The organism is Patulibacter sp., from assembly GCF_030655195.1.
Classification (GTDB): Bacteria; Actinomycetota; Thermoleophilia; order Solirubrobacterales; family Solirubrobacteraceae; genus Patulibacter.
Window position 1 is genome coordinate 18,169 of sequence record NZ_JAURWA010000157.1, and the last position, 22,969, is coordinate 41,137.

Sequence of the window (22,969 nt, forward strand, 5' to 3'; positions counted from 1 at the left end):
GGACGCCGTCGATGGACCGGTCGCCCGCGGTCCCTCGCGTATCGTGCGCGGGGCAGGCCGGAAGCGACCGAGGACGAGACATGACCGACGACGTGCGTTCCGGGCTGGAGGGCGTGGTGGCCTTCGCCACCACGATCGCCGAGCCCGACAAGGAGGGCGGCTCGCTCCGCTACCGCGGGGTCGACATCGAGGACCTCGTGGGCCACGTCCCCTACGAGCAGGTCTGGGGGCTCCTGGTCGACGGGACCTTCGGCCGCGGCCTGCCGTTCGCCGAGCCGCACCCGCTGACGGTCCGCTCGGGCGACCCGCGCGTCGACGTCCAGGCGGCCCTGGCGATGCTCGCCCCCGAGTGGGGCTTCCGCCCGCTGATCGACACGACGGACGAGGAGGCCCGCGACGAGCTGGCCCGCGCGTCCGTGATGGCGCTGTCGTTCGTCGCCCAGTCCGCCCGCGGCGGCGGCCGGCCGCCCGTGCCGCAGGCCGCCATCCGCGAGGGCGCGACCGTCGCCGAGCGGTTCCTGATCCGCTGGCGCGGCGAGCTGGACCCGGTCCACGCCAAGGCGATCGACGCCTACTGGATCTCCGCCGCCGAGCACGGCATGAACCCGTCGACGTTCACCGCCCGCGTCACGGCGTCGACCGGCGCGGACGTCGCGGCCGCGCTCTCCAGCGCCGTCGGCTCGCTGTCGGGGCCGCTGCACGGCGGCGCCCCGTCGCGCGTCCTGGCGATGCTCGAGGGCGTCGAGCAGTCCGGCGACGCGCTCGCCTGGGTCAAGGCCGCGCTCGACAAGGGGCAGCGGCTGATGGGCTTCGGCCACCGCGTCTACCGGGCGGAGGACCCGCGGGCCCGCGTCCTGCGTCGGACCGCCAAGGAGATCGACGCCCCGCGCTACGAGGCCGCCGCCGCTCTGGAGGAGGCCGCCCTCGGCGAGCTGCAGGCCCGCAGCCCCGACCGCGTGCTGGCCACGAACGTCGAGTTCTGGTCCGCCGTGATCCTCGACAGCGCCAACGTCCCCGCGCCGCTCTTCACGCCCCTCTTCACGTGCGCGCGCGTCGCCGGCTGGTCGGCGCACATCCTCGAGCAGAAGCGCGAGGGCCGACTGATCCGGCCGACCGCGAAGTACGTCGGGGAGCCGCCCCGCTCCGTCGCGGACGTGCGCTGAGATGGGCGGTCAGCTGCACCTGGGGCGCCTCTTCGGCGTCCCGATCGTCGCGGGCTTCTCGTGGCTGCTGTGGATCTTCGTCGCGCTCTACCTGATGGCGGGGTTCTTCCCCGACCAGATCGCCCCGACCGAGGGACGCGCGTTCTTCCTCGCCGTCGTCGTGGTCGTCCTCTACGTGATCGCGCTGGTCGGGCACGAGTTCGGGCACGCCCTCATGGGCCGGGCGTTCGGCATCGAGACCGAGCGCGTCGAGCTGTGGGCGCTGGGGGGCCTCGCGCACCTCTCCCGCGGCTCGCGGACGCCGAAGGAGGAGTTCTTCGTCGCCGCCGCGGGCCCGGCCGTGACGCTCCTGGCCGCGGTCATCGCGGCCCTGGTCGTCGGATCCGTCGACGGCTACGACCTGCGGACGCTCTGGCAGATCGGCACGCTGCAGTACTCCGGCTCGACGGCCGTCAGCGCGGTCGCGGGGATCATCCTCTTCTTCGAGGGCCTCGCGCTGATCTTCAACCTGTTGCCGGCGCTGCCCCTGGACGGCGGCCGGATCGCCCGGTCGATCGTCTGGAAGGCCACGGGCCGCCCCGAGCGCGGCACCGCCTTCGCGGCCCAGGCCGGCAAGCTGCTGGCCGGCCTCCTCGTGCTGGCGGCGATCTGGCTCGTCGCCGAGACGGGCAGCACGTTCAACGGGCTGATGGCCCTGTTCCTCGCGTTCTTCATCTGGCAGAACGCCCAGGCCGCGGTGATCCCGACGGAGCCGCGCCGGACGCAGACGAGCCTCGTGCCCACGTCCGCGGTGATGGAGAGCTCCCCCGTGTGGGTGGCGACGACCGACACCGCCGCCGAGGCCGACGCGCAGGCGTTCGACGGCCACGGCCTGGACTGGGCGGTCGTCCTGGACCCGCACGGTCGCCTGCAGGGACGGCTGGCCGCGGAGCGCGTCCGCGAGGAGCTCGCCGCCGGGCGACCGACGACCCCCGCGGGCGAGCTCCTCTCGGGCGGTCGCGGGCCCGTCGTGCGCGACGACGTCCTGCTGCACAAGCTCATGAAGGACAAGGACCTGGAGCGCCTGGGAGCGCTGCCGGTGGTCGACGGCGACGGCGTGCTGGTGGGCGTGGTCTCCCGCGAGGCCGCGCGGCAGGCCCTGGTGGTCGAGGGCGGGCTGCGGACGTAGGGCGCGGGCGGGACCGGGCGCGGGCGGACCGGGCGGCGCGGTGCTGCGTCGGTGGCTCGCGGGCGGCCAGTGACGCAGGTTCGTGCCGCTGGGCGGCAGATCGATGCGTCGGTGGCTCGCGGCCGGCGAGTGACGCAGGTTCGTGCCGCTGGGCGGCACATCGATGCGTCGGTGGCTCGCGGGCGACCAGTGACGCAGGTTCGTGCCGTCAGGCGGCGCGTTGCTGCGTCGGTCCGGTCGGGTCCGGGCGCGGCGGCGTCAGTCCTGGCGGAGTGCGCCGACGACCCGCCCGAGCGTCGCCGCCAGCTGGGCCAGCTCGTCGTCGTCGAGGCCCGCCAGCGCGGCCGGCGGGGCGGCCAGGCGGCGCTCGACCTCGGCGCGCACGCGGACCCCGGCGAGGGTCAGCGCCAGGACCTTCACGCGGCGGTCGCCGGCGTCGGGGCGTCGCTCGACGAGGCCGCGCTTCTCGAGCCGGTCGACGATCCCCGTGACGTTGCCCTTGTCGCAGGCCAGCGCGCCGGCGAGGGACCCCATCCGGCAGGGCTCCTCCGGGTCGAGGTGCCGCAGGGCGAGGAGCTGCGACGGGGGCAGGTCCAGGTCGCGGGCGACGTCGGAGCCGTCGCAGCGACGCAGCTCCACGAGCGCGGTCAGGTGTCCCCAGACGGCGACCGCGTCGGCGGTCGTGGTGTCGTCGGGCGCGGCCATCGAGCCGGAGGATAGTCGGCGCACACCCGGTGACCGGGCGACGGGGTCGACCCTGGTCCCCGCGCGCGTCCAGCGGGTCACGTTCGCCGCCCCACGGCGGACGAGCCGACCGGGCGGCGCCGCTTGGCCCTTCAGGTCCGGTTCGCCGCCCCCACGGCGGACGAGCCGACCAGGACGTCGGCCGGGCCCCACCACGCTCGGCGGCCGCGGGTGCGCCGCCGAGTCGCTGTCCCCGTCCCCGGAACGACGAACGGCCGCCCGAGGGCGGCCGTTCGTCTGGACCTGGGTGGGCGCGCCGCGCGATGCGCGGCGCCCGGTCCGTCTCAGCACCGATGCGGTGCCGAGGGGTGGCTACATCATGCCGCCCATGCCGCCCATGCCGCCCATGTCGGGCATGCCGCCGGCGCCGTCCTTCTCCGGCGGGTCGGCCACGATGGCCTCCGTCGTGAGGATGTTCTTGGCGATCGACGCAGCGTTCTGCAGCGCGGAGCGGGTGACCTTGGCGGGATCGACGACGCCGGCCTTGACCAGGTCCTCGAGCTCGCCGGAGGAGGCGTTGAGGCCGACACCCGGCTCGGCGTTGCGCACGTCGTTGATCACGACGGAGCCCTCGAGACCGGCGTTGAACGCGATCTGGCGGAGGGGCTCCTCGAGCGAGCGCAGCACGATCTTCGCGCCCGTCTTCTCGTCGTCCTCGAGGTCGGAGACGTCGACCTTCAGGCCGGCCTGGAGCAGCGCGACGCCACCACCGGGGACGATGCCCTCCTCGAGCGCGGCGCGCGTGGCCTGCAGCGCGTCCTCGACGCGGTGCTTCTTCTCCTTCAGCTCCGTCTCGGTCGCGGCGCCGACCTTGACGACGGCGACGCCGCCGGAGAGCTTGGCGAGGCGCTCCTGGAGCTTCTCGCGATCGAAGTCGGAGTCGGTGTTCTCGACCTCGGCCTTGATCTGGGAGATGCGGCCCTTGATGGCCTCGGCGTCACCGGCACCGTCGACGATCGTCGTGTTGTCCTTGGCGACGACGACGCGGCGGGCGCGGCCCAGCTGGTTGATCTGGGTGTTCTCGAGCTTCAGGCCGAGATCCTCGGTGATGACCTCGCCACCCGTGAGGATCGCGATGTCCTCGAGGATGCGCTTGCGGCGGTCGCCGAAGCCCGGGGCCTTGACCGCGACGCCCGTGAAGGTGCCGCGCAGCTTGTTGACGACCAGGGTCGCCAGGGCCTCGCCCTCGACGTCCTCGGCGATGATGAGGACCGGCTTGCCGGCCTGGATGACCTGCTCCAGGACGGGCAGCACGTCGCGGACGGCGCCGATCTTGGAGTTGGCGATGAGGATGTAGGGGTCCTCGAGCACGGCCTCCATGCGGTCCTGGTCCGTGACCATGTAGGGCGAGACGTAGCCCTTGTCGAACTGCATGCCCTCGGTGAACTCGAGGTCGATGCCGAACGTCTGGCCCTCCTCGACGTTCACGACGCCGTCCTTGCCGACCTTGTCGATCGCGTCGGCGATGACGTCGCCGATCTCGGCGTCGCGGGAGGAGATGGTCGCCACGCGGGCGATCTCGTCCTTGCCGGAGATCTCGGTCGACTGCGCGGCGATGGCGGCGACGATCTGCTCGACGGCCTTCTCGATGCCGCGCTTCAGGGCGAGCGGGTTGGCGCCGGCCGTGACGTTCTTCAGGCCCTGCTTGACGATCGCCTGGGCGAGCACCGTGGCGGTCGTCGTGCCGTCGCCGGCGACGTCGTTGGTCGCCGTGGCGACCTCGCGGACGAGCTGCGCGCCCTGGTTCTCGAAGACGTCCTCGACCTCGATCTCACGAGCGATCGTGACACCGTCGTTCGTGATCGTCGGAGCGCCGAACTTCTTGTCCAGGACGACGTAGCGGCCCTTGGGGCCGAGGGTCACCTTGACGGCGTTGGCGACGGCGTCGACGCCGGCCTCGAGGGCCTGGCGCGCTTCCGTGCCGAACTTGAGCTGCTTAGCCATAAGTCTGTTCCTTCTTCTTCAGTCTCGGAGTCGGTCGGCTTTTCAGCCGACGACCTTGGCCAGGACGTCGCTCTCGCGGAGGACGAGGAGCTCCTCGCCGTCCACCTTGATCTCGGTGCCGCCGTACTTCGAGTACAGGACCTGGTCGCCGACGGCGACGTCGAGCGGGATGCGCTTCTCGCCGTCCTCGTCCCAACGGCCGTTGCCGGCGGCGAGGACCTCGCCCTTCTGGGGCTTCTCCTTGGCGGTGTCGGGGAGCACGAGACCGCTGGCGGTCGTCTGCTCCTCGTCGATGGCACGGACGATCAGGCGATCGCCGAGCGGCTGCAGCGAGATGGACATCGGTCCCTCCGGACTTCGTGTTACGTGAAAGACGGCGGTCGGCACTCTCACCTCGAGAGTGCCAACGTGGAGCCAGCATAGCGCGCTGCGCCTCGCCGTCAAGACTCGTTGGCACTCTGGTCACAAGAGTGCCAAGGCGGGTCCCGGGGGTCCGGGCCGCTCCGGACCGTCGAGCGGCCGAGGTGCGGCCCCGTCACCGGACCGGGCGTTCCGTCGGCCGACCCGTCGAACCCTGTGGACACACGTGCACCGACCCACTAGCCTGCTCGCGCTCCGTCGCCCACCGGGCGGAGCCGGAGAGGACTCATGCACGCATCACCCCGCCCGAGGACATCCCGCGAGCAGGCACGGCCAGGCGCCCGCCTCATCGCCCGCCGTGGCCTGACCGCCGCCGCCTGCGCCCTCGCGGCCTTCGGCGCGTCCGCTGCCGTCGCCGCCCCCGCGCACGCCTACGACATCACGAAGTTCGAGGCCGGCACGCTGACCGACCCGGACAACGACACGTCCTACTTCCAGCAGGCCGGTGGACGCCCGCCGTTCGGCGTCACCGACTTCGTCTTCGCGACGGACGGCCAGGGCGAGCCCGTCGGGAACACGAAGACCATCAGGGTCGACATCCCCGCGGGTCTGACGCCCGATCCCGCCGCGTACCCGACCTGCACGGACGCGCAGCTGTCCGCCAAGGCCTGCCCCGTCGAGAGCCAGATCGGCGTGCAGCGGCTGACGATCCGGGGGGACATCACGCTCCTGGGACGCCAGACGGTCGACGTCCGCGTCCCGCTCTACAACATGGCCCGCCTGACCGGACAGGTCGCGCGCTTCGCGTTCAACCCCGCCCAGGCGCCCGGCTCGGAGCTCCTCGCCGGGGACAAGAGCCCGATCCAGATCATCGGCGGCGTCCGGAGCGACGACAACGGGCTGTTCTTCACGATCTCGGGGCTGCCGACCAACCCGGCGCTCGTCCGGTCGAAGCTCGTCTTCTGGGGCGTCCCCGGCGCCGCGTCGCACGACGCCGAGCGCACCCAGGCCAAGACGGACATCCCCGCGATCCCCGCCGCGACCCCGATCGCCGGCGCGCTCGCCCACCAGACCTCCGGCGGCAACGTCGCCGTCGCCGCCAAGGACGTGGCCTTCCTCTCGATGCCGACGTCGTGCGCCGGGGTCCAGACCTCGCGCCTCGCGACGACGTCCACCGCCGGGGACGCGCGGTCCGCGAGCTACACGACGCCCGTCGGCGTCGAGGGCTGCGGCGCGGTGCCGTTCGGCCCGACCACCACGCTCGGGCCGGCGCAGATCTCGCGCGACAGCCCGACCGGCCTCGACGTCGGCCTGCGCGTCCCGCAGACCCGCGCCGCCGGCTCCCTGGCCACGTCACACGTCCGCAACGTCTCGCTGACCCTCCCGGAGGGCTCCACGATCAGCCCGTCGGCGGCCAACGGCCTGCAGACGTGCTCCGACGCGCAGTTCCGGCGCGGCAGCGCCGACCCCGTCGCCTGCCCGGCCGCCTCGCGCGTCGGCTCCGTGACCGTCGGGACCCCGGTCCTCGACGCGCCGCTGACCGGCAGCCTCTACCTCGGCGACCCGCTGCCGGGCGACCGGTACCGGCTGCTGATCTCGGCCGAGGGACCGGGCTTCACCGTCCGGCTCGTCGGGTCGGTCAGGCCCGACCCGGTCACCGGACGGCTGACGACGGTCGTCGAGAACGCGCCGCAGCTGCCGTTCTCGTCGCTGGACCTCCACTTCGACGACGGTCCCCGTGCCGTGATCGCCACCCCGCAGACCTGCGGGACGGTGCAGAGCGTCGCGTCCATCGCCCCGTGGTCGGGCACCGCCGCGGCCACGCCCGCTGCGGTGCAGGACGTCGTCGGCTGCACCGGCTTCCCGTTCGAGCCCGGCTTCTCCGTCGCCGCCTCGCCGCAGGCCGGCGCGTTCGCCCCGTTCTCCACGACGTTCACGCGCCCTGACGGCAACCGCTTCCTGCAGAAGATCGCCGTCGGTCTGCCGCCCGGGCTGATCGCCCGCATCAAGGGCGTGGCCCGCTGCTCCGACGCGCAGATCGCGGCGGAGGCCTGCCCCGAGGCCAGCCGGATCGGCACCGCGTCGACGCTGGCCGGCCCCGGCCCCGCGCCGTATCCGCTGAGCGGCCCGGTCTACCTGACCAACGCGTACGGCGGCGGCCAGTTCGGCTTCGTGACGATCATCCGCGCGATCGCCGGTCCGTACGACCTGGGCAACGTGGTCGTCCGCCAGGCCGTCTCGATCGACCCGGAGGACTCGCACGTCACGGTGACGAGCGACCCGCTGCCGCAGATCAAGGAGGGCGTGCAGCTGCGCCTGCGGTCGCTGACGTTCGCCGTCGACCGCAAGGGCTTCGCCCGCAACCCCACGTCCTGCGGGACCAAGCAGGTCGGGTCGACCCTCGCCGCGCCGGACGGCACCGCCGCCCAGCGCAGCGCACCGGTGGCGTTCACCGGCTGCGACAAGGAGAAGTTCGCGCCGAAGCTGCAGCTCGCGTTCACCGGCCGCAGGGAGATGCGCAAGGGCGGTCACCCGGGCGTCCAGGCCACCGCGGCCCAGGCGGACGGGCAGGCCGGGATCCGCTCGACGAGCGTCGCGCTGCCGAAGTCCGTGGCGCTCGCCGCGGCCAACGCGAAGGGTCTGTGCGAGACGCAGGCGGCGCTGGAGGACAAGTGCCCGGCGGCGTCGATCGTCGGATCGGCCACCGCGACGACCTCGATCCTCGAGAAGCAGCTGAAGGGCCCCGTCTACTTCGTCAAGGGGCAGCGCACCACGGCGTCGGGCAAGGTCGTCGCGACCCTGCCGACGCTCTACGTGAAGCTGCAGGGCGAGGCCACGATCCACCTGCGTGCCGTCACCGCGGTCAACCGCAACCGGCTCGTGACGACGTTCCCGTCGCTGCCCGACGCGCCCCTCTCGAAGTTCACGCTGTCGATCGCCTCGGGCAAGAACGGGATCATCGAGGCCGTGCAGTCGATCTGCGGCCGGAAGAACGTGGGCAGCGCCCGCTTCGTCGGCCACAACGGCAAGAAGGCCCCGACCCAGGCGCCGAGGATCACCACCGCCTGCGCGAAGAGCCCGGGCCTGCGCGTGCGCAGCGCCAAGCGGTCGGGTCGGAGGGTCACCGTCACAGGGACCATCGCGAAGGCCTCGAAGGCCCGCGTCCGGGTCGCGCTGCGGTGCGGCAGGACCACCCTCCGCGCCTCCGTCGCCCCGAAGAAGGGCCGCTGGAGCACGAAGGTGGCGCTGAAGGGCGCCTGCGCGACGGCGAAGCGCGGCACGCTGGGCGCCAGCGTCCGGGCCCAGGGCAAGCTGGGCGCGCAGACGGTGAAGACGCGCACGGTGAAGCTGGGCTGAGGTCGCGGCCGGGCCCCGGGGGTGCCGGGGCCGGCCACGGCGGTCGTGCCCGCGCCGGCAGGACCGCCGTGCCCCGGCCTCAGCGGACCCGCAGGACCGTGCTCGTGGCGCCCCGCACGGTGCGATCGGCGCGGACGACGCCGCGGTAGCGGACCTGCACGCCCCGCTGGGAGCGCGTGAGCCGGACCGCGGCGCGGAAGCGCCCACGGTCGTCCGTCCGCACGACGCGCTCGAGCGTCGTGTCCCGCACGCCGCCTCGGATGCCGAGGACGGCGACGGGCTCCCCCGCACCGACCCCGGGGAGCCGACCGGAGACCGTGACCGCCCGGGCACCGGACCGGCCCCTCCTGATCGACGACGCCCGACGCACCGACAGACGCGGCGCGGGCACGCCCAGGAGGTCGGCGTGTCGCTGGATCGTCCCGGTGAGCGGGTCCTGGGCGACGATCGCCGATCCGTCGACGGTGGCCACCGGCGGCGTCACCGCACCGGGCACCGCGAGGAGCTCCAGTGTCCGGCCGCCGTTGCCCGTGACGAACGGGCCGGCCGGGGTGATGAGGGCCCCGCGCTTGGCGGAGGAGAAGTCCAGGCGGGACGCCTGCCCGGCACCCACGGGGCCGGCGCCACCGGTGCGCGGCGCCACGGCCGCGGTCGCGAAGCGCCGTCCGCCGTCCGCCGACCGGTGCAGCGTCCGGCCGGCGAGCGCATAGGCGACCGACGGGGTCGCCAGGTCGACCGCGCTCGTGCCGCCGGGCAGCGTCGTCGGCCGCCACGTCGCGCCGCCGTCGCCGGAGCGCGCCGCCCGTGTGCGGCGGCCGCTCGTGCTCCAGGCGATCGCCACGCGCCCGGACGCCGTCACGTGGTCGAAGCGGCCGGCCTTCGCGACCGCAGAGGGGGAGGTCCGCACGACCGGTGCCGCAGGATCGGTCAGGCGGGCGATGCCGCGGTCGCCGACCACGACGAGCGCGTCGCCGGACGCCGCGATCGCTCGAGGGGCGATGCCCGTCAGGTCGGCGATCGGGGCCCAGGCCCCGTCGGCGGGGACGCGCAGGGTCCCGTCCTCGGCGAGGGCGACCGTCGTCCCGCTGACGCGGGAGACCTGCACCAGCCCCGCGGGCGCGGGATCCGGGGCGACGGTCCAGGACCGGCCGCGGTCGGTCGAGATCCGCAGGGTCCCCTCCTCGGGGATCGCCAGCAGCCCGTCGGCACCGAGCTCGGCGCGGCCGCCGTCGGCCGAGAGGATCGTCCGGTAGGGGGTCGCCCCGAGGTCGGTCGTGGCGACGACGCGCCGGGCTCCGCCGTCCCCGGGGTCGGGCTCGGTGCCGACGATCGCGGCGGTCCCCGGCGACGACGCGTCCCCGGCGGGCAACGCGGCGACCACCGGGCCGAAGGTCCGGTCGCGGAGCACCACGGAGGACCGGCCGCCGTCGGTGGTCGTGAGGTCGACGATGCAGGCACCACCGGGTTCGCAGACGATGCGGGTCGGGCGGGGATCGCCCGGGCCGCCGGCACCGGGGACGACGAAGGTCGGGTCGTTCCCGTCGGGGTCGGACGCGACGGGCACGAGGCCGATCGAGCGGGCGAACCCGACGACCGCGGTGCCGTCGGACCGCAGCACCGGGGTCGTGAGGCCCGGGAGGACGTTGACGAACGCGCCGTCCGGCCCCGGCCCGAGGGTCGGGCGGAACCCTCGACCGATGGCCGTCGCCCCGCCGTCCCGGGTCTCCGCGATGGTGCCGCCGAGCGGGCGCGGGGACCCCTGGCCGATCGCGTTCGTCCCGGAGCGGGCGGCCAGCGGTCCGCGGATGACGGCCGGCCCGGTGGTCCATGTGGCGCCGCCGTCGACGGTCCGCCATGCGGTGTAGCCCGAGCTCGCCCAGACCGTGCGCTCGTCGACCGCCGTCAGCCGCACGTCCGCCCCGGACCCGCATCCCGGCAACACCGTCGTCCGCCAGGTGGCACCGAGATCGGCGGAGCGCCGCACGCCGCAGCCGTCGGCGAGGTACAGCGTCCGACCGCCGGCGGACACGAGGTCCACCGATGAGGCCGCCGCGGCCGCCGCCGAGACCGGCACGCGACCGATCGTCCGCACCACCCGTCCGTCGTCGTCGATGCGCTGCACGAGGAACGGCGCGATCCCGCCCGAGGCACGACCGACGACGGCGAACGCCCCGTCCCGGGCCGTGACGTGGACGGGCTCACCGACACCGGACGGGCCGGGCGCGGCCCAGCCGGCCCAGGTCGTCGACGCCGCGCCGGGATCGGCGAGGACGTCCGCGGAGGCGGGGGGTGGGGCGGCCGTCGCCTCGGCGGCGAGGCCGGCGACGAGCGCGGCCGCCGCGGTGGCGGTGAGCAGGACGGAACGGGCGGGGGACACGGGAGCTCCTGGGGACGGGACGGGTCTGTCGATGCCGGGCTCGTGTCTTACCGGACCCGCAGCACCTTGCTGACCGTCGAGAGGTCCGTGCGCTCGGCGAGGACCGCGCCGCGGTACCAGGCCTGGACGCCCTTCTGGGTCTTCGTCAGGCGGACGGTGACGCGGAAGCTGCCGTCGGCGTTCGGGGTGACGGAGCGCAGGACCGAGGTGTCCCTGCCCCCGCCGCGCCAGGCGACGAGCGACACGGGCTCGTCGTCGGCCGCGCCCTTGAGCACGCCCACGACCGTCGCCGTGCGGACGCCCTTCTTGCCCTTCTTCGCCTTGCCCGCGGTGCGGAGGGTCAGCGTCGGGGCCTTCGAGCCCAGCAGCGACGTGTTGCGGAAGACGGCACCCAGGACGCTGTCCTGCAGGACGACGCCGGAGCCGAAGACGGCCGCGACCGGCGGTGTCGTCGCCCCCGGGGTCGGCAGGACGCGCAGGGTGCTCGCACCGTCGCGGGTGACGAACGCGCCGGCCGGCGTGATCAGCACCCCGTCGCGGTCGGAGGAGAACTCGAGGCTCGGGTCACCGGCACCGCGGGTGTCCGGCCCGGCCGCCCCCAGGTTCGGCACGATCGCGCGGCGCTTGAACGTCTTCGCACCATCCGTCGAGCGGTAGAGCGTGCGACCGTCGAGCGCGTAGGCGGTCTTCGCGGAGACGAGCTGCACGTCGTCCGTGGACTTCGGGAGCTTCGACTGCTTCCACGTGCGACCACCGTCGGTGGAGCGGACGACGAGCAGGCTGCTGCCGCGCCGGGCCCACGCCAGGACGGTGGAGCCCTGGGCGACGGCGTTCGTGAAGCCGCGGCCCTGGAGCACGGAGGACTCGACCGGGGCGGGCTTCGCCGGGTCGGTCAGCCGGATCACGCCGCGGGCGCCGACGACGACGGGCGTGTCCCCCGCCACGGCGAGGGCGGCCGGGCGGATCGCGGAGACGTCGGCGAGGGTCGCCCAGACGCCGTCGTCCAGCCGCCGCAGCGTGCCGTCGTCCGCCAGCGCGACGAGCTTGCCGCCCGCCGACGCCACGCGGGTGAGGTTCGGCGTGGCCGGCAGCGCGACGTCGTTCCAGGTCTTCCCCTGGTCGGAGGAGACGTGCAGGCGGCCGACGCTGGCGATCGCCAGCAGGCCGTGGACGCCGAGCGAGCCGGTGCGGTCGTCACCGGAGGCCAGGGGCCGATAGGCGGTCGCGCCCGCATCGTCGGAGCGCAGGACGCGCGGCCCGGCGTTCTGGGGGCGCGTGATGCCGACGACCGCGTCGGCGGCCGGGGCGGTGACCTCGGCGTCGGGGAGGGCGGCCACGCGGGCGCCGAAGGCGTCGCCGTCGAAGCGCAGGGCGCTCTGGCGGGCGGGGTCGCCGACGGCGGTCACCCCGACGACGCAGCCGCCGGCGGTGCCGCAGACGACGTTCTTGACGAGCACGCCCGTGGCGCCCGGCAGGTCGTCCGGGATCGGGACGACGCGGCGGGTGAACGTGGCGCCCTGGTCCGTCGAGACCAGGACGGCGTTCCCGGCGCCGACGACGACCGCGCCGTCCGCGCGGCGCGCCAGGCCGGCGATGGAGGGCAGCGCGTCGACGAGCGGGGCGGCGTCCGAGTCCGTGGGCGGACCGGGGACCTTGACGCCCTGCCAGGAGGCGCCGCCGTCGACGGAGCGCTGCAGACCCAGGCCGGCGGCACCGGCCGCGACCGTGCGCAGGCCGACGTTCTGGTCCAGCGCCAGCTGCGGGCCGCGCTCGCCGGCGTTGGCGACGGTCCAGGTGGCACCGCCGTCGACGGTGCGCCAGGTGCGCTTGTCGGTCGACGCGAACGCGACGTCGGCGCTCGCCACGGTGAGGCTCAGGGCCGCGCCCGAGCAGCCGGCGAGCGGCTCGCCCTTCCACGCCAGACCGCGGTCCTCGGAGTGCCGCACGCGGCAGGTGTCGGCGAGCAGCAGGCGGTCCGCACCGGCCGCCGCGACGGCCAGCGGGCCCGCGTCGCCGCTGTTGACCTCGACGCGGCCGACCCGCGAGCCGGTGGCGGAGGTGACGGCGATCGGCACCCGTCCGTCCTTGAGGTCGGTCCCCAGGATCACGGTCGTCGTACCCGCCGCCGACACGTGCGACGGGGTGCCGACGCCGAGGGGACCTGGTGCGTCCCAGCCCGTGAAGGTGGTGGCCGCGGGGCCTGCGGCGGACGCCGCGGCGGGCACCATAGCCACGCCGAAGGTGACGGCCAGAACGGCCGTCCTGCTCGAGGAACGCATCGGAACTCCTGGGTCTGGGACCGCCACACTGCGGTCGATGCCTTGAGAACCCCGGGTCCGTGGATTCGATGCGGACGCCGTACCGATCCCGTGCGATTGGCGCCTCGGCGCTCACGGTCCCGGGGGTCGTCCGGCCCGGGTCCGGCCGGGCGACCTGCACGCCACGCCGGGCCGTCGAGCGCGCTCGACGGCCGGCCCCCCCGGGACGACGGACGCTCCCGGCCGAGGGCTCGCCCCGGGACGACCGACGCCCCCGGCCGAGGACTCGGCCGGGGGCGTCGGGATGCCGTGCGGGAGTGCGCTCCGGGGACCGTCCACCCTGGGGCGGACGGTCCCGGCGTCCGCTCCTAGTGGATCACCGGCTCGCGGAGCTCCGGGGCGCGGCGCGGGGCCTCGGGCTCGTCGGACGCGGCGCCGTCCTGTGCCTGCTCGGCGGCGAGCTCGATGCCGCTCTTCGTGCCCAGGGCCTTCTCGCGCAGGAACCAGACCGCGATGAAGGCGACGACGCCGAGCGGTGCGGCGATCAGGAAGATCTCCGCCACGCCGGTGCCGTAGGCGTGCTCGACGATCTCGCGCACCGGGCCCGGCAGCGCGCCGACGTCCGGGATCGAGCCGCCGCTGGGGGCGCCGGCGCTCGGGATGCCCTGCTCGGCCAGGCCGTCGGCCGTGGTCGAGGCGACCTTCGAGCCGAGGATCGCGCCGAGGACCGACACGCCGATGGCGCCGCCGAGGGACCGGAAGAAGGCGATCAGGGCGGAGCCCGCGCCGATCTTGTCGACCGGGATGACGTTCTGGACGGCCAGGATCAGGTTCTGCATGACCATGCCGATGCCGGCGCCGAGGACGAACATGAAGATGCCGACCTCGACCAGGCTGGTCTTCTCGTCGATGGTGCCCATCAGCGCCAGGCCGACGGTCAGCGCGACGGTGCCGGCGAGCATGAAGCGCTTGTAGTGCCCGGTCTGCGAGATCCGGCGACCCGAGAGGGTCGAGGAGCCGAACAGTCCGACGACCATCGGGATCGTCAGCAGGCCGGAGGCCGTCGGGCTGTAGCCGCGGGCCAGCTGCATGTACTGGGTGAGGAACAGGGTGGTGCCGAACATCGCGACGCCGACGGCGACGGAGGCGATGACGGCCATCACGACGGTGCGGTTCTCGAACAGGTCCAGCGGGACGAGCGGCTCGGGAGCGCGGCGCTCGACCATCACGGCGGCGAAGAGGAGGACGATGCCGCCGATCACCATCGCGGCGGTCTGCCAGCTCATCCAGTCGAAGTTCTTGCCGGCCAGGGAGACCCAGATCAGCAGCGAGGCGACGCCGGCGGCCATGAACGTGCCACCGATCACGTCGATGTGGACGTCGTCGCGCTTCTTCGTCGGGAGGCGCAGCGTGCGCTGCAGCAGCACCAGGGCGAAGAGGGCGAACGGCACGCCGACGAAGAAGCAGTAGCGCCAGCCGAGGCCGTCGGTCAGCAGGCCGCCGATGACGGGGCCGGCGACCGTGCCGAGGCCGAAGACGGCACCGAGGTAGCCCATGTAGCGGCCGCGCTCGCGGGGCGAGACGAGGTCGGAGAGGATGACCTGGACCAGTGCGGTGAGGGCGCCGACGCCGACGCCCTGGATCGCGCGGCAGGCGATGAGCCACGTGGTCGACGTCGCGAAGCCGGCGAGGATCGAGCCGGTCAGGTAGATGACCAGACCCAGCTGGATCAGCTGCTTGCGGTTGAAGAGGTCCGACATCTTGCCCCAGATGGGGGTCGAGATCGTCATCGTCAGGAGGGTCGCCGTGACGACCCACGTGTAGGCGGACTGGCCGCCCTTCAGGTCGGCGATGATCTCCGGCAGCGCGGCCGAGACGACGGTGCTCGACAGGATCGCGACGAACATCGCGAGCAGGAGGCCCGAGAGCGCGTTGAGGATCTGTCGGTGGGTCATCTGGCCGGCGACCGGCGGTCCGCCGGCGGCGGGGGTGGGTGTGCTGTTCATCGGAGGTGCTCCTCGTGACGCGCGTCCGCGGCTGCCGCGGACGTGAGGGTGGGGTCGGCCGCGGGGCGGTCGGCGGGAAGGTGGTGGTCGACGCAGGTCCCCAGCGCGGCCCGCAGGCGGACGATGCCGTCGGCCAGCCCGGTGATCTCGCTGCGCTCCCAGTCGTCGACCGCCGTGGCGATCGCGCCGACCAGGCGCTGGTGGGCGCGCTCGAGCTTGGTGAGGCCCGCCGCCGAGATGGCGATCAGGCTGGACCGGCCGTCGTTGGGGTCTGGGACCCGGTCGACGTACCCGTCGTCCTCCAGCGCCTGGATCTGGCGGCTGGCGACCGACAGGTTGACCTGCATGTCGGAGGCGACGTCGCTGATGCGGACCGGACCGATCCGGTGCACGACGGCCAGCACCATGAGCCCGCCGACGGCGTGCTCGATCCCCGCGAAGCGCTGGAGGTCCCGGCGCAGGGCGGAGAGGTTGTAGAGCGCCTGGGCGAGCGCGTCGATGTCGTGGTCGGTCTGCTGCACGGAGTCGATACCTGCTTCCTGCAAGCAACAGTATCGCTTTCACTTGCTTCGTGCAAGCATGTACTCCGCGGACCGGGACCATGCCCCGGCGGCGCGGGTGCTCCCGGCCCCGCCCCGGCGCCTCAGGCGCGCAGTGGCGCCTCAGCCCCGGAGCGGCGGCACGACGTTCGGGGCGTCCTCCCCCGAGAGCACGGCGGTGACGTTGCGCAGCGCCATCCGCGTCATCGCGGTGCGCGTCTCCTCCGACGCGGAGCCGATGTGCGGCAGGCAGACGAGGCGCGGCTCGTGCAGCAGCGGGTCTGCGGCGTCGGTCAGCGGCTCGGTGGAGAAGACGTCGAGACCGGCGGAGTGGATCCGCCCCTCGCGCAGCGCGGCCAGCAGCGCGTCCTCGTCGACGACGCCGCCGCGGGCGGTGGACACCAGCGTGCCCTGCGGACCCAGCAGGTCGAGCTCGCGCGCGCCGATGAGCCCGGCGGTCTCGGGGGTCTTCGGCACGTTCAGCGAGACGACGTCGGAGCGCTCCAGCAGCTCGTCCAGGCCGACCGCCTCGGCGATCCCGTCCTCCGGCTTCGGGCTGCGGCTGTGCTGCAGGACGGTCATCCCGAAGCCCGCGCCCCGCCGGCCGACGGCCGAGCCGATGCCCCCGTAGCCGACGATCCCGAGCGTGGTCCCGGCGACCTGCAGCCCCAAGAACGCCTGCGGGTCGAACGCGCCCCACTCGCCGGCGCGGGTGGTGTCGAGCGCCGGGACGAGCAGTCGGCGCGCCATCAGGATCAGCGAGAACGCCAGGTCGGCGGTCGCGTCGGCCAGCACCCCGGGCGTGTGCGTGACGACGACGCCCCGGCGCCGGGCCTCGTCGAGGTCGACGTTGTCGAAGCCGACCGCCACGAGCGCGACGACCTTCAGCCGCGGAGCGGCGTCGAAGAGCTCCGCGTCGACCCGGTCGGGGGTCGAGACGACCAGCCCGTCGCAGTCGGCCGCGAGCGCGCGCAGGGCGGCGGCGTCGGTCGGCGCGCCCTCGTCGGGCAGCACGAGCTCGGCGCCGTCGGGCAGCGGGGCCCCCTCGAGGCCGGGGTAGCCCCGGCGGGAGAGCGCGATGCGGACGGGCGGGGTCGCGGACATGGCCCCCACGCTAGCGGCGGGGACCGCTCAGCCCGCGGCGACGGCCGCCCCGCACGCCTGCGCGATGCGGTCGGCGAACGCGTCGACCTCGTCCTCGGTCGTGTCCCAGCTGCACATCCAGCGGACCTCGCCCGTGGTCTCGTCCCACGTGTAGAAGCGGACGTCCTCGCGCAGGCGGTCGGCGACGCCGGGCGGGACGAGCGCGAAGACCGCGTTGGCCTGCACGCGCTGGGTGAGGGTCACGCCCGGGACCTCCGCCACCGCCGTCGCCAGCCGCGCGGCCATCGAGTTGGCGTGCTCCGCGCTGGACCGCCAGAGGTCGCCCTCGAGCAGCGCGACGAACTGCGCGGCGAGGAACCGGCCCTTCGACGCGAGCTGCAGCGTCTGCTTGCGCAGGTACGTGGCCCCCTCGCCGATCCCGTCGCTCAGCAGGACGAGTGCCTCGCCGCCGAGCAGCCCGTTCTTCGTCCCGCCGAAGGACAGCGCGTCGACGCCGACGTCGGTCGAGGTCTCCCGCAGCGACACGCCCAGGCCGGCCGCGGCGTTGGCCAGGCGCGAGCCGTCGACGTGGAGCAGCAGGTCGTGGGCGTGCGCGTGGTCGGCCAGCTCGCGCAGCTCACCGGGCTCGTAGCGGGTGCCCAGCTCGGTGCTCTGCGTGACGGAGACGACGCGCGGCTGCACGGCGTGCTCGTCACCGACGCGGGTCAGGTGCAGGTCGACCATGCCGGGGGTCAGCTTGCCGTCGGGCGTCGGGACGGTCAGGAGCTTGGTGCCGCCGATGAACTCGGGCGCGCCGCCCTCGTCGACGTTGACGTGCGCCGTGTCGGCGCAGATCACGGCCTGCCACGGGCGACAGAGCGCGCGGAACGCCAGGACGTTGGCGCCCGTCCCGTTGAACACGAGCCACGACCGCGCGGACGGCCCGAAGTGGTCGCGCAGCAGGCCCTCGGCCCGCGCCGTCCACGGGTCCTCGCCGTAGGCGACGGCGTGGTCGACGTTGGCCTCGGCGATCGCGGCGAGGACCTCGGGGTGGACGCCCGCGTAGTTGTCGGAGGCGAAGCCCTTCATGCGGCGATGCTCGCAGGCCGCGCCGGCCGCTCGAGCGCCGGCGCCATCTTCAGGCGCAGCGACGTGTAGAAGATCGAGAGCGGGAACTCGTCGTCCAGGACCTCGTCGACGTGCACGCGCGGGTCCTCGACCTCGGCCAGCGGCTGTGTGGCCCAGACGGAGCCCGACGCCGGCGGAACGTAGGTCGCGACGAGCTGGTGCGCGGCCCGCCAGTGCCCGAGCTTGGTGCGATCGATGCCCTGGCGGTAGAGGTCCTCGACGAGCGTGCGCAGCTCGAGCACGCCCTCGGCGACGGTGTCCCACTCGATCGCCAGGCGGTTGTCGGTCCAGTGGACCCGTCCCGTGCGGTGCAGGTAGGCGAACAGCAGCTGGCCGCCGAGCCCGTCGTAGTTGCGCACCCGCGTGCCCGTGACGGGGAAGCGGAAGAGCCGGTCCAGCAGGATCGCCCGCTGGGTGTCCCGCGCGACGGCGACGCCCTGCTCCTCGAGCAGCACGGCCTCGCCGAACGCGGTCAGGTCGCAGCGCAGCTCCTCCAGCGCGTACATCCAGAACGGCATGCGCTGGCGGATCATGAACGGGTCGAACGGCAGGTCGCCGTGGCTGTGGGCGCGGTCGTGCACGAGGTCCCACAGCAGGTAGGCGTCCTGAGCGGCGCGCTGCGAGGCGCACAGGGCGGCGACGTCCGGCGGCAGGTCCAGGCGCAGGATCCCGGCGGCGGCGGTGACCGTGCGCCGGAACCGCTCGGCCTCGCGGTCGCAGAAGATCCCGCCGAAGTGGTTGGCGGCGCGCTCGGCGACCGACACCGTCTCGGGGAACAGGACCGCGCACTCGGAGTCGTAGCCCGAGGTGTGGTCCACGAACGTGACGGGGACGAACTTCTCGTTGTCGTAGCGCTCGCGCTCGAGGTGCGCGAGCCACTCCGGCCACGGCACCCGGATCAGCAGCGCCTCGAACGCGGTGTCGCGCGAGCCGTTCTGCTTGTACATCGGGAACAGCACGAGGTGCTCGGCGCCGTCGCGACGGTCGAGGTCGGGGCGGAACGCCTCCAGCGACGGGCCGAAGTCGGGGACGCCGAAGCCGGTCGCGGCCCAGCGCTCCAGGTCGGCGCGGACGGCCTGCAGGTACGCGTCCTGGTGCGGCAGGTGCGGGGCGAGCGCCGCGACGGCCTCGACCATCGCGCCGACGTGGGCCTCGGCGTGGGAGGCCACGGCGGGGTCGTCGGCCCGGTCCAGCGCGCCGTCGGGGCGCTGCAGCAGGCGCAGCGCCTCGACCGCCTCGACGAGCCGCGCCCAGGCGGGATCGTCGTGGGCGGCCGAGAGCGGGGCGTCGCCCTCGTCGGCCATCGACGGGACGGCGAGCCAGGAGACGAGGTTGCGCAGGAGCGTCTCGTGGTCCCGGTCGTCCAGGCAGTCGTCACCGAAGAGGTCGGAGTCGCCCAGCACCGCGACCCGGCCGGCTCCCGCCGCGACGACCGCCGCGAGCGGGGCGTCGGGGGTCGACGCCGTCGACGCGGTGCGCAGGAGCGCCCGCGCGTCGCCGGAGAGCTCCAGCGTCGCGCCCCGGTAGAAGCAGACGCCCTCGACGCCGGCCAGCAGGTCGACCCCGTCGATCCGGCCCTGGGCCCCACGGGCCGGCGCGGCGAGGACCCAGTGCGGTGCCCGGTCGTGGCGGACGTAGTCCGAGAGCACCTCGTGGCGGACCGCGACGCCGTAGGGCGCCAGCAGCTCGGTCAGGTTGTTGCCGTACTTGTCGTGCTCCTCCTCCGCCAGGACGAGCAGGCCGCCGCCGCCGGCGACGAAGGCGTGGATCGCGGCCAGCTCGTCCGCGGTGAAGAGCGGGCCCTCGCCCGGGACGGTGCGCTCCCAGCGCGGCTCGGACGGGTGCGCGACGACGAGCACGTCCACGTCGGCCAGGACCTCCGGGGTCAGGCGGCCCGTGGCGTGGGCGCGGACGTCGAGGTCCCAGCGCCGCAGCCGGTCGGCGGCACGGGCGTAGGACGAGTCCTCGGGGTGCGCGGGCTGCATCTCCCGCGCGACGTCGGGGCGGATCGTCCACGCCTCGCGGTGCGCCTCGTCGAACAGCACGCGGGCGAGCGGCCGTCGGGTGGGCACCGGGGGAAGATCGAGAAGCATGGCGATCCCTCAACGGTACGGGCCCTCGCGTGTCGTGTCGATGCCGTTCTGCGTCGACTTCGTGCAACAATCGAACGCATGGACGACATCGACCGGCGAATCCTTGCGCTCCTGCTCGAGGACGGCCGACGGACCTACGACGACGTCGCGGCCCGCGTCTCGCTGAGCGCGCCGTCGGCCAAGCGCCGGATCGATCGACTGCGCGAGTCCGGGGTCCTCCGCGGCTTCACGGCCACGATCGACCACGGGGCGCTCGGGTTCGAGACCGAGGCGCTGATCGAGCTGTTCTACGGCCCGGCGGTGCAGCTCGACGAGGTCGCCTCGTCGCTACGCACGCGGCCCGAGGTCGTCGAGGCGTGGAGCGTCACGGGCGAGGCGGACGCGATCGCCCGGGTGCGCACCCGCGACAACCTGGACCTCGAGCGGTTGATCCGCGACCTGCAGCGCGATGGCCAGGTGGTCCGCACCCGCACCCAGATCGTCCTTTCGCGCCTGGTGGGCCCGGGAGAGCCGGGCGCCTGACGCCCCGGCGCCGCCTCAGTTCTGGGCGCCGCCGATGCCGAGGCGCGCGTCCGCGTAGCCCGGCGGGCTCGAGATGATCTGGCTGAATCGCACGACGGTGACGATGTCGTCCTCCGTCACCGTGCGGCCGTAGATCTGCTCGAGGAAGTGGATGAGCTCGTCGTGCCGGCGGAACTCCGGGTTGTCGTGCTCGATGTCGCGCGGGGAGAGGTCGCGGACCCGCTTGACCTCGACGGCGTCGATCACGGCGTCGAAGATCTTCTCGCGCGGCGAGAACTGGTACCCGATCGTGACGAGGACCGCCTGGTTCTTGCGGTACTTGTGCGACTTGTCGCCCAGCCGGATCGTGGCGGTCTTGCGGCCCCGCTTCAACTGGTCGGCGAAGATGCGGGAGTAGAAGTTCAGGACCTGCATGAAGGACGGAACCCTAACGTCCGGGAGCGGTCCCCACCACGGGTTGCACGAAAAGTGCCCGCCGAGGGCTCAGCGGTCGCGCTCGGCGCGGGCGATCGCCTGGGCCACCATCTCGCGGTCGCCGGGGAAGGCGAGCTCGTCCAGGGCCTGCTCCAGCGGCATCCAGTAGGCCCGGGTGACCTCGAAGCCGTCCGCGATCGGCTCGCCCTCGACGTGGGCGCAGAGGTACATGCGGACGGTCTTGCGGATCCGCTTCCCCTCCCGCTGGTACCAGTAGACGACCTCGCCCAGCCGGGCGGTGATCGACGCCGAGACCGAGGTCTCCTCCCAGATCTCCCGCAGCGCGGCGGTCGGCGGGTCCTCCCCCTCCTCGGGATGGCCCTTGGGGAGCGTCGCGATCGTGCGGCCGTCGGGGCGGACGGGGTTGATCACCAGGCACGCCCCGTCGCGGACGACGACGCCCCCGCAGGAGAACTCGCGCTCGGCCGCCGGCGGGCCTCCGCCGGCCGTCGCCCGGCCGCCGCGACCCCCGCGACGACGACGACGGCCACGCGTCGCCCCGCCGCCGGCGGCCGTCGGGGCGTCCTTCTTCGGTGCGCCCCGGTCGGGGGCGGCGTCGCGGGTCCCGCCGTCGGCCTTCGCGTCGGACGGGCTCCCGGAGGCCGGGTCGGCGGCGGGGCGGCCCGAACGCCGCCCGCGCCTGCGCCCGGCCATCAGTACACGTAGCGGTCCAACGCCGCCGGATCGTGCACGAGGATGCGTCCTCGGCCCTGCTTCAGCACCCCGGCGCGCTCCAGCACGGCCAGGAAGCGGCTGGCGGACTCGCGTGAGCTGCCGGCGAGCTGCGCGATGTCGGCCTGCGTGATCCGGATCTCGACCTCGGGCTCGTCGTTGCCCTCTTCGCGGGCCTGCTCGACGAGCCGCGTCATCACGCCCGCGACGCGGGACTGGACGGTCTGGAAGGACTGGCGGGAGAGCCGCTCGTTGGCCTCGCGCAGGCGGCGGCCGAGGGCGACCACGAGCTTGGCCGAGATGTCCGGGTGCTCGCGCATCAGGCGGCGCATGTCGCCGGCCAGGATGGCGAGCGCCTGCACCCGATCGAGCGCCTCGACGGTCGCCGAGCGCCGGTCGGTGTCGAACATCGCCAGCTCGCCGAAGATGTCGCCCGTCCCGAAGTGCGCCAGCGTGATGGCGCGCCCGTCGGGGTGGTGGCGGACGGCCCGGCAGTGGCCCTCCTTGACGACGTAGCACGTGTCCGACTTGTCGTTCTCGCGGAAGATCACCTGCTGCGGCGAGAAGCGCCGGGGCACGGCGACCTCCGCGACGCGCTGGAGGTCCTCCGCCGCGAGCGTCTCGAAGACGGGGACCCGGCCCAACAGCTCGAGCGTCGGATCGATGTCGTTGACCTGATGCTCGGTGGCGCCCACCCCATGTGATTACCACACACAACGGTCGAACGCGACGAATTGCCCGGACGTCCGGCCGGGCCCCCCGCACCCCCGCTCGGCCCATGACCCCCGGTGGACACTGACGATGCGGAGGTTCTGGCGTCCCCGCCGAGGTCTGTGACCGCGGGAACAGATCCGTCCGGGCCCGACCTGCGGGCCGCGCGTACGGGGTGCGAGCCGCCGAGCCGATCCGGCCCTCGGAGGAGGGTCATGTGGGACCGGGCGTCGGCGGGCGGGTCGGTGATGGTCGTCCGGGAACACGCACCCCGGGGGCGTGAGTCGCCTGGCGCATCAGCCGATGCGCCGGACGACTCGGACGCTCGGGGTGTGTCCAGGGTCGGCGGGCCGGGGGGGGGGCGGGGCGG

General features: G+C 74.1%; 17 protein-coding genes. 4 read left to right on the top strand and 13 right to left on the bottom strand.

Translation table 11 applies throughout. The features are described 5' to 3' along the window. Positions 1–80: 80 nt before the first annotated feature. Positions 81–1,163: a citrate synthase 2 gene (locus Q7T67_RS17830; RefSeq protein ID WP_304792889.1), complete on the top strand. Its 1,083-nt coding sequence runs from the start codon at positions 81–83 to the stop codon at positions 1,161–1,163. A gap of 1 nt (position 1,164) precedes the next feature. Beyond that, complete coding sequence (locus Q7T67_RS17835) at positions 1,165–2,331, top strand: site-2 protease family protein (protein WP_304792892.1); 1,167 nt, start codon at positions 1,165–1,167, stop codon at positions 2,329–2,331. A gap of 258 nt (positions 2,332–2,589) precedes the next feature. On the opposite strand, the gene Q7T67_RS17840 is transcribed toward Q7T67_RS17835, so the two are convergent. From Q7T67_RS17840 to groES, 3 genes are all read right to left on the bottom strand, one after another. Next, a complete protein-coding gene (locus tag Q7T67_RS17840; RefSeq protein WP_304792894.1) occupies positions 2,590–3,036 on the bottom strand; it encodes a MarR family winged helix-turn-helix transcriptional regulator in 447 nt (148 codons plus the stop codon). A gap of 351 nt (positions 3,037–3,387) precedes the next feature. Next, a complete protein-coding gene (gene groL, locus Q7T67_RS17845) occupies positions 3,388–5,019 on the bottom strand; it encodes a chaperonin GroEL (RefSeq protein ID WP_304792898.1) in 1,632 nt (543 codons plus the stop codon). Between the two features lie 42 nt (positions 5,020–5,061). Further along, positions 5,062–5,361, bottom strand: a complete 300-nt coding sequence (gene groES, locus Q7T67_RS17850) for a co-chaperone GroES (protein ID WP_304792901.1) — start codon at positions 5,359–5,361, stop codon at positions 5,062–5,064. Between the two features lie 306 nt (positions 5,362–5,667). Here groES and Q7T67_RS17855 point away from each other — a divergent pair, with 306 nt between their 5' ends. After that, positions 5,668–8,736 carry a hypothetical protein gene (locus Q7T67_RS17855; RefSeq protein WP_304792904.1) on the top strand — a complete coding sequence of 1,023 codons (3,069 nt, stop codon included), beginning with the start codon at positions 5,668–5,670 and terminating at the stop codon, positions 8,734–8,736. 79 nt (positions 8,737–8,815) lie between these two features. Here Q7T67_RS17855 and Q7T67_RS17860 read toward each other — a convergent pair whose 3' ends face one another. From Q7T67_RS17860 to Q7T67_RS17890, 7 genes are all read right to left on the bottom strand, one after another. Continuing rightward, positions 8,816–11,113 (bottom strand): hypothetical protein, encoded by a 2,298-nt coding sequence (locus tag Q7T67_RS17860; protein ID WP_304792907.1) that lies wholly within the window; start codon positions 11,111–11,113, stop codon positions 8,816–8,818. A 47-nt stretch (positions 11,114–11,160) separates the two neighbouring features. Beyond that, a complete protein-coding gene (locus Q7T67_RS17865) occupies positions 11,161–13,392 on the bottom strand; it encodes a hypothetical protein (protein WP_304792910.1) in 2,232 nt (743 codons plus the stop codon). Positions 13,393–13,739: 347 nt separating this feature from the next. Beyond that, complete coding sequence (locus tag Q7T67_RS17870; RefSeq protein ID WP_304792913.1) at positions 13,740–15,377, bottom strand: MDR family MFS transporter; 1,638 nt, start codon at positions 15,375–15,377, stop codon at positions 13,740–13,742. After that, complete coding sequence (locus Q7T67_RS17875) at positions 15,374–15,898, bottom strand: MarR family winged helix-turn-helix transcriptional regulator (protein WP_304792916.1); 525 nt, start codon at positions 15,896–15,898, stop codon at positions 15,374–15,376. Before Q7T67_RS17875 ends, Q7T67_RS17870 begins: the two co-directional genes overlap by 4 nt. A 141-nt stretch (positions 15,899–16,039) precedes the next feature. Next, the gene (locus Q7T67_RS17880; RefSeq protein WP_304792919.1) at positions 16,040–17,020 is read right to left on the bottom strand and encodes a D-glycerate dehydrogenase; all 981 of its coding nucleotides are present in this window, start codon (positions 17,018–17,020) and stop codon (positions 16,040–16,042) included. A gap of 27 nt (positions 17,021–17,047) precedes the next feature. Then, positions 17,048–18,088, bottom strand: coding sequence for a low specificity L-threonine aldolase (locus Q7T67_RS17885; protein WP_304792922.1), 1,041 nt, complete (start codon positions 18,086–18,088; stop codon positions 17,048–17,050). Next, entirely contained in the window at positions 18,085–20,199 is a 2,115-nt protein-coding gene (locus Q7T67_RS17890) for a DUF6421 family protein (RefSeq protein ID WP_304792926.1), read from the bottom strand. Before Q7T67_RS17890 ends, Q7T67_RS17885 begins: the two co-directional genes overlap by 4 nt. A gap of 99 nt (positions 20,200–20,298) precedes the next feature. On the opposite strand from Q7T67_RS17890, the gene Q7T67_RS17895 reads away from it, so the two are divergent. Beyond that, positions 20,299–20,742, top strand: coding sequence for an Lrp/AsnC family transcriptional regulator (locus Q7T67_RS17895; protein ID WP_304792929.1), 444 nt, complete (start codon positions 20,299–20,301; stop codon positions 20,740–20,742). A gap of 15 nt (positions 20,743–20,757) precedes the next feature. On the opposite strand, the gene Q7T67_RS17900 is transcribed toward Q7T67_RS17895, so the two are convergent. From Q7T67_RS17900 to Q7T67_RS17910, 3 genes are all read right to left on the bottom strand, one after another. Then, positions 20,758–21,156: an ASCH domain-containing protein gene (locus tag Q7T67_RS17900; protein WP_304792932.1), complete on the bottom strand. Its 399-nt coding sequence runs from the start codon at positions 21,154–21,156 to the stop codon at positions 20,758–20,760. 69 nt (positions 21,157–21,225) lie between these two features. After that, positions 21,226–21,870, bottom strand: coding sequence for an NUDIX hydrolase (locus Q7T67_RS17905; RefSeq protein ID WP_304792935.1), 645 nt, complete (start codon positions 21,868–21,870; stop codon positions 21,226–21,228). Then, complete coding sequence (locus Q7T67_RS17910) at positions 21,870–22,583, bottom strand: Crp/Fnr family transcriptional regulator (protein ID WP_304792939.1); 714 nt, start codon at positions 22,581–22,583, stop codon at positions 21,870–21,872. Before Q7T67_RS17910 ends, Q7T67_RS17905 begins: the two co-directional genes overlap by 1 nt. Between the last annotated feature and the right edge of the window lie 386 nt (positions 22,584–22,969).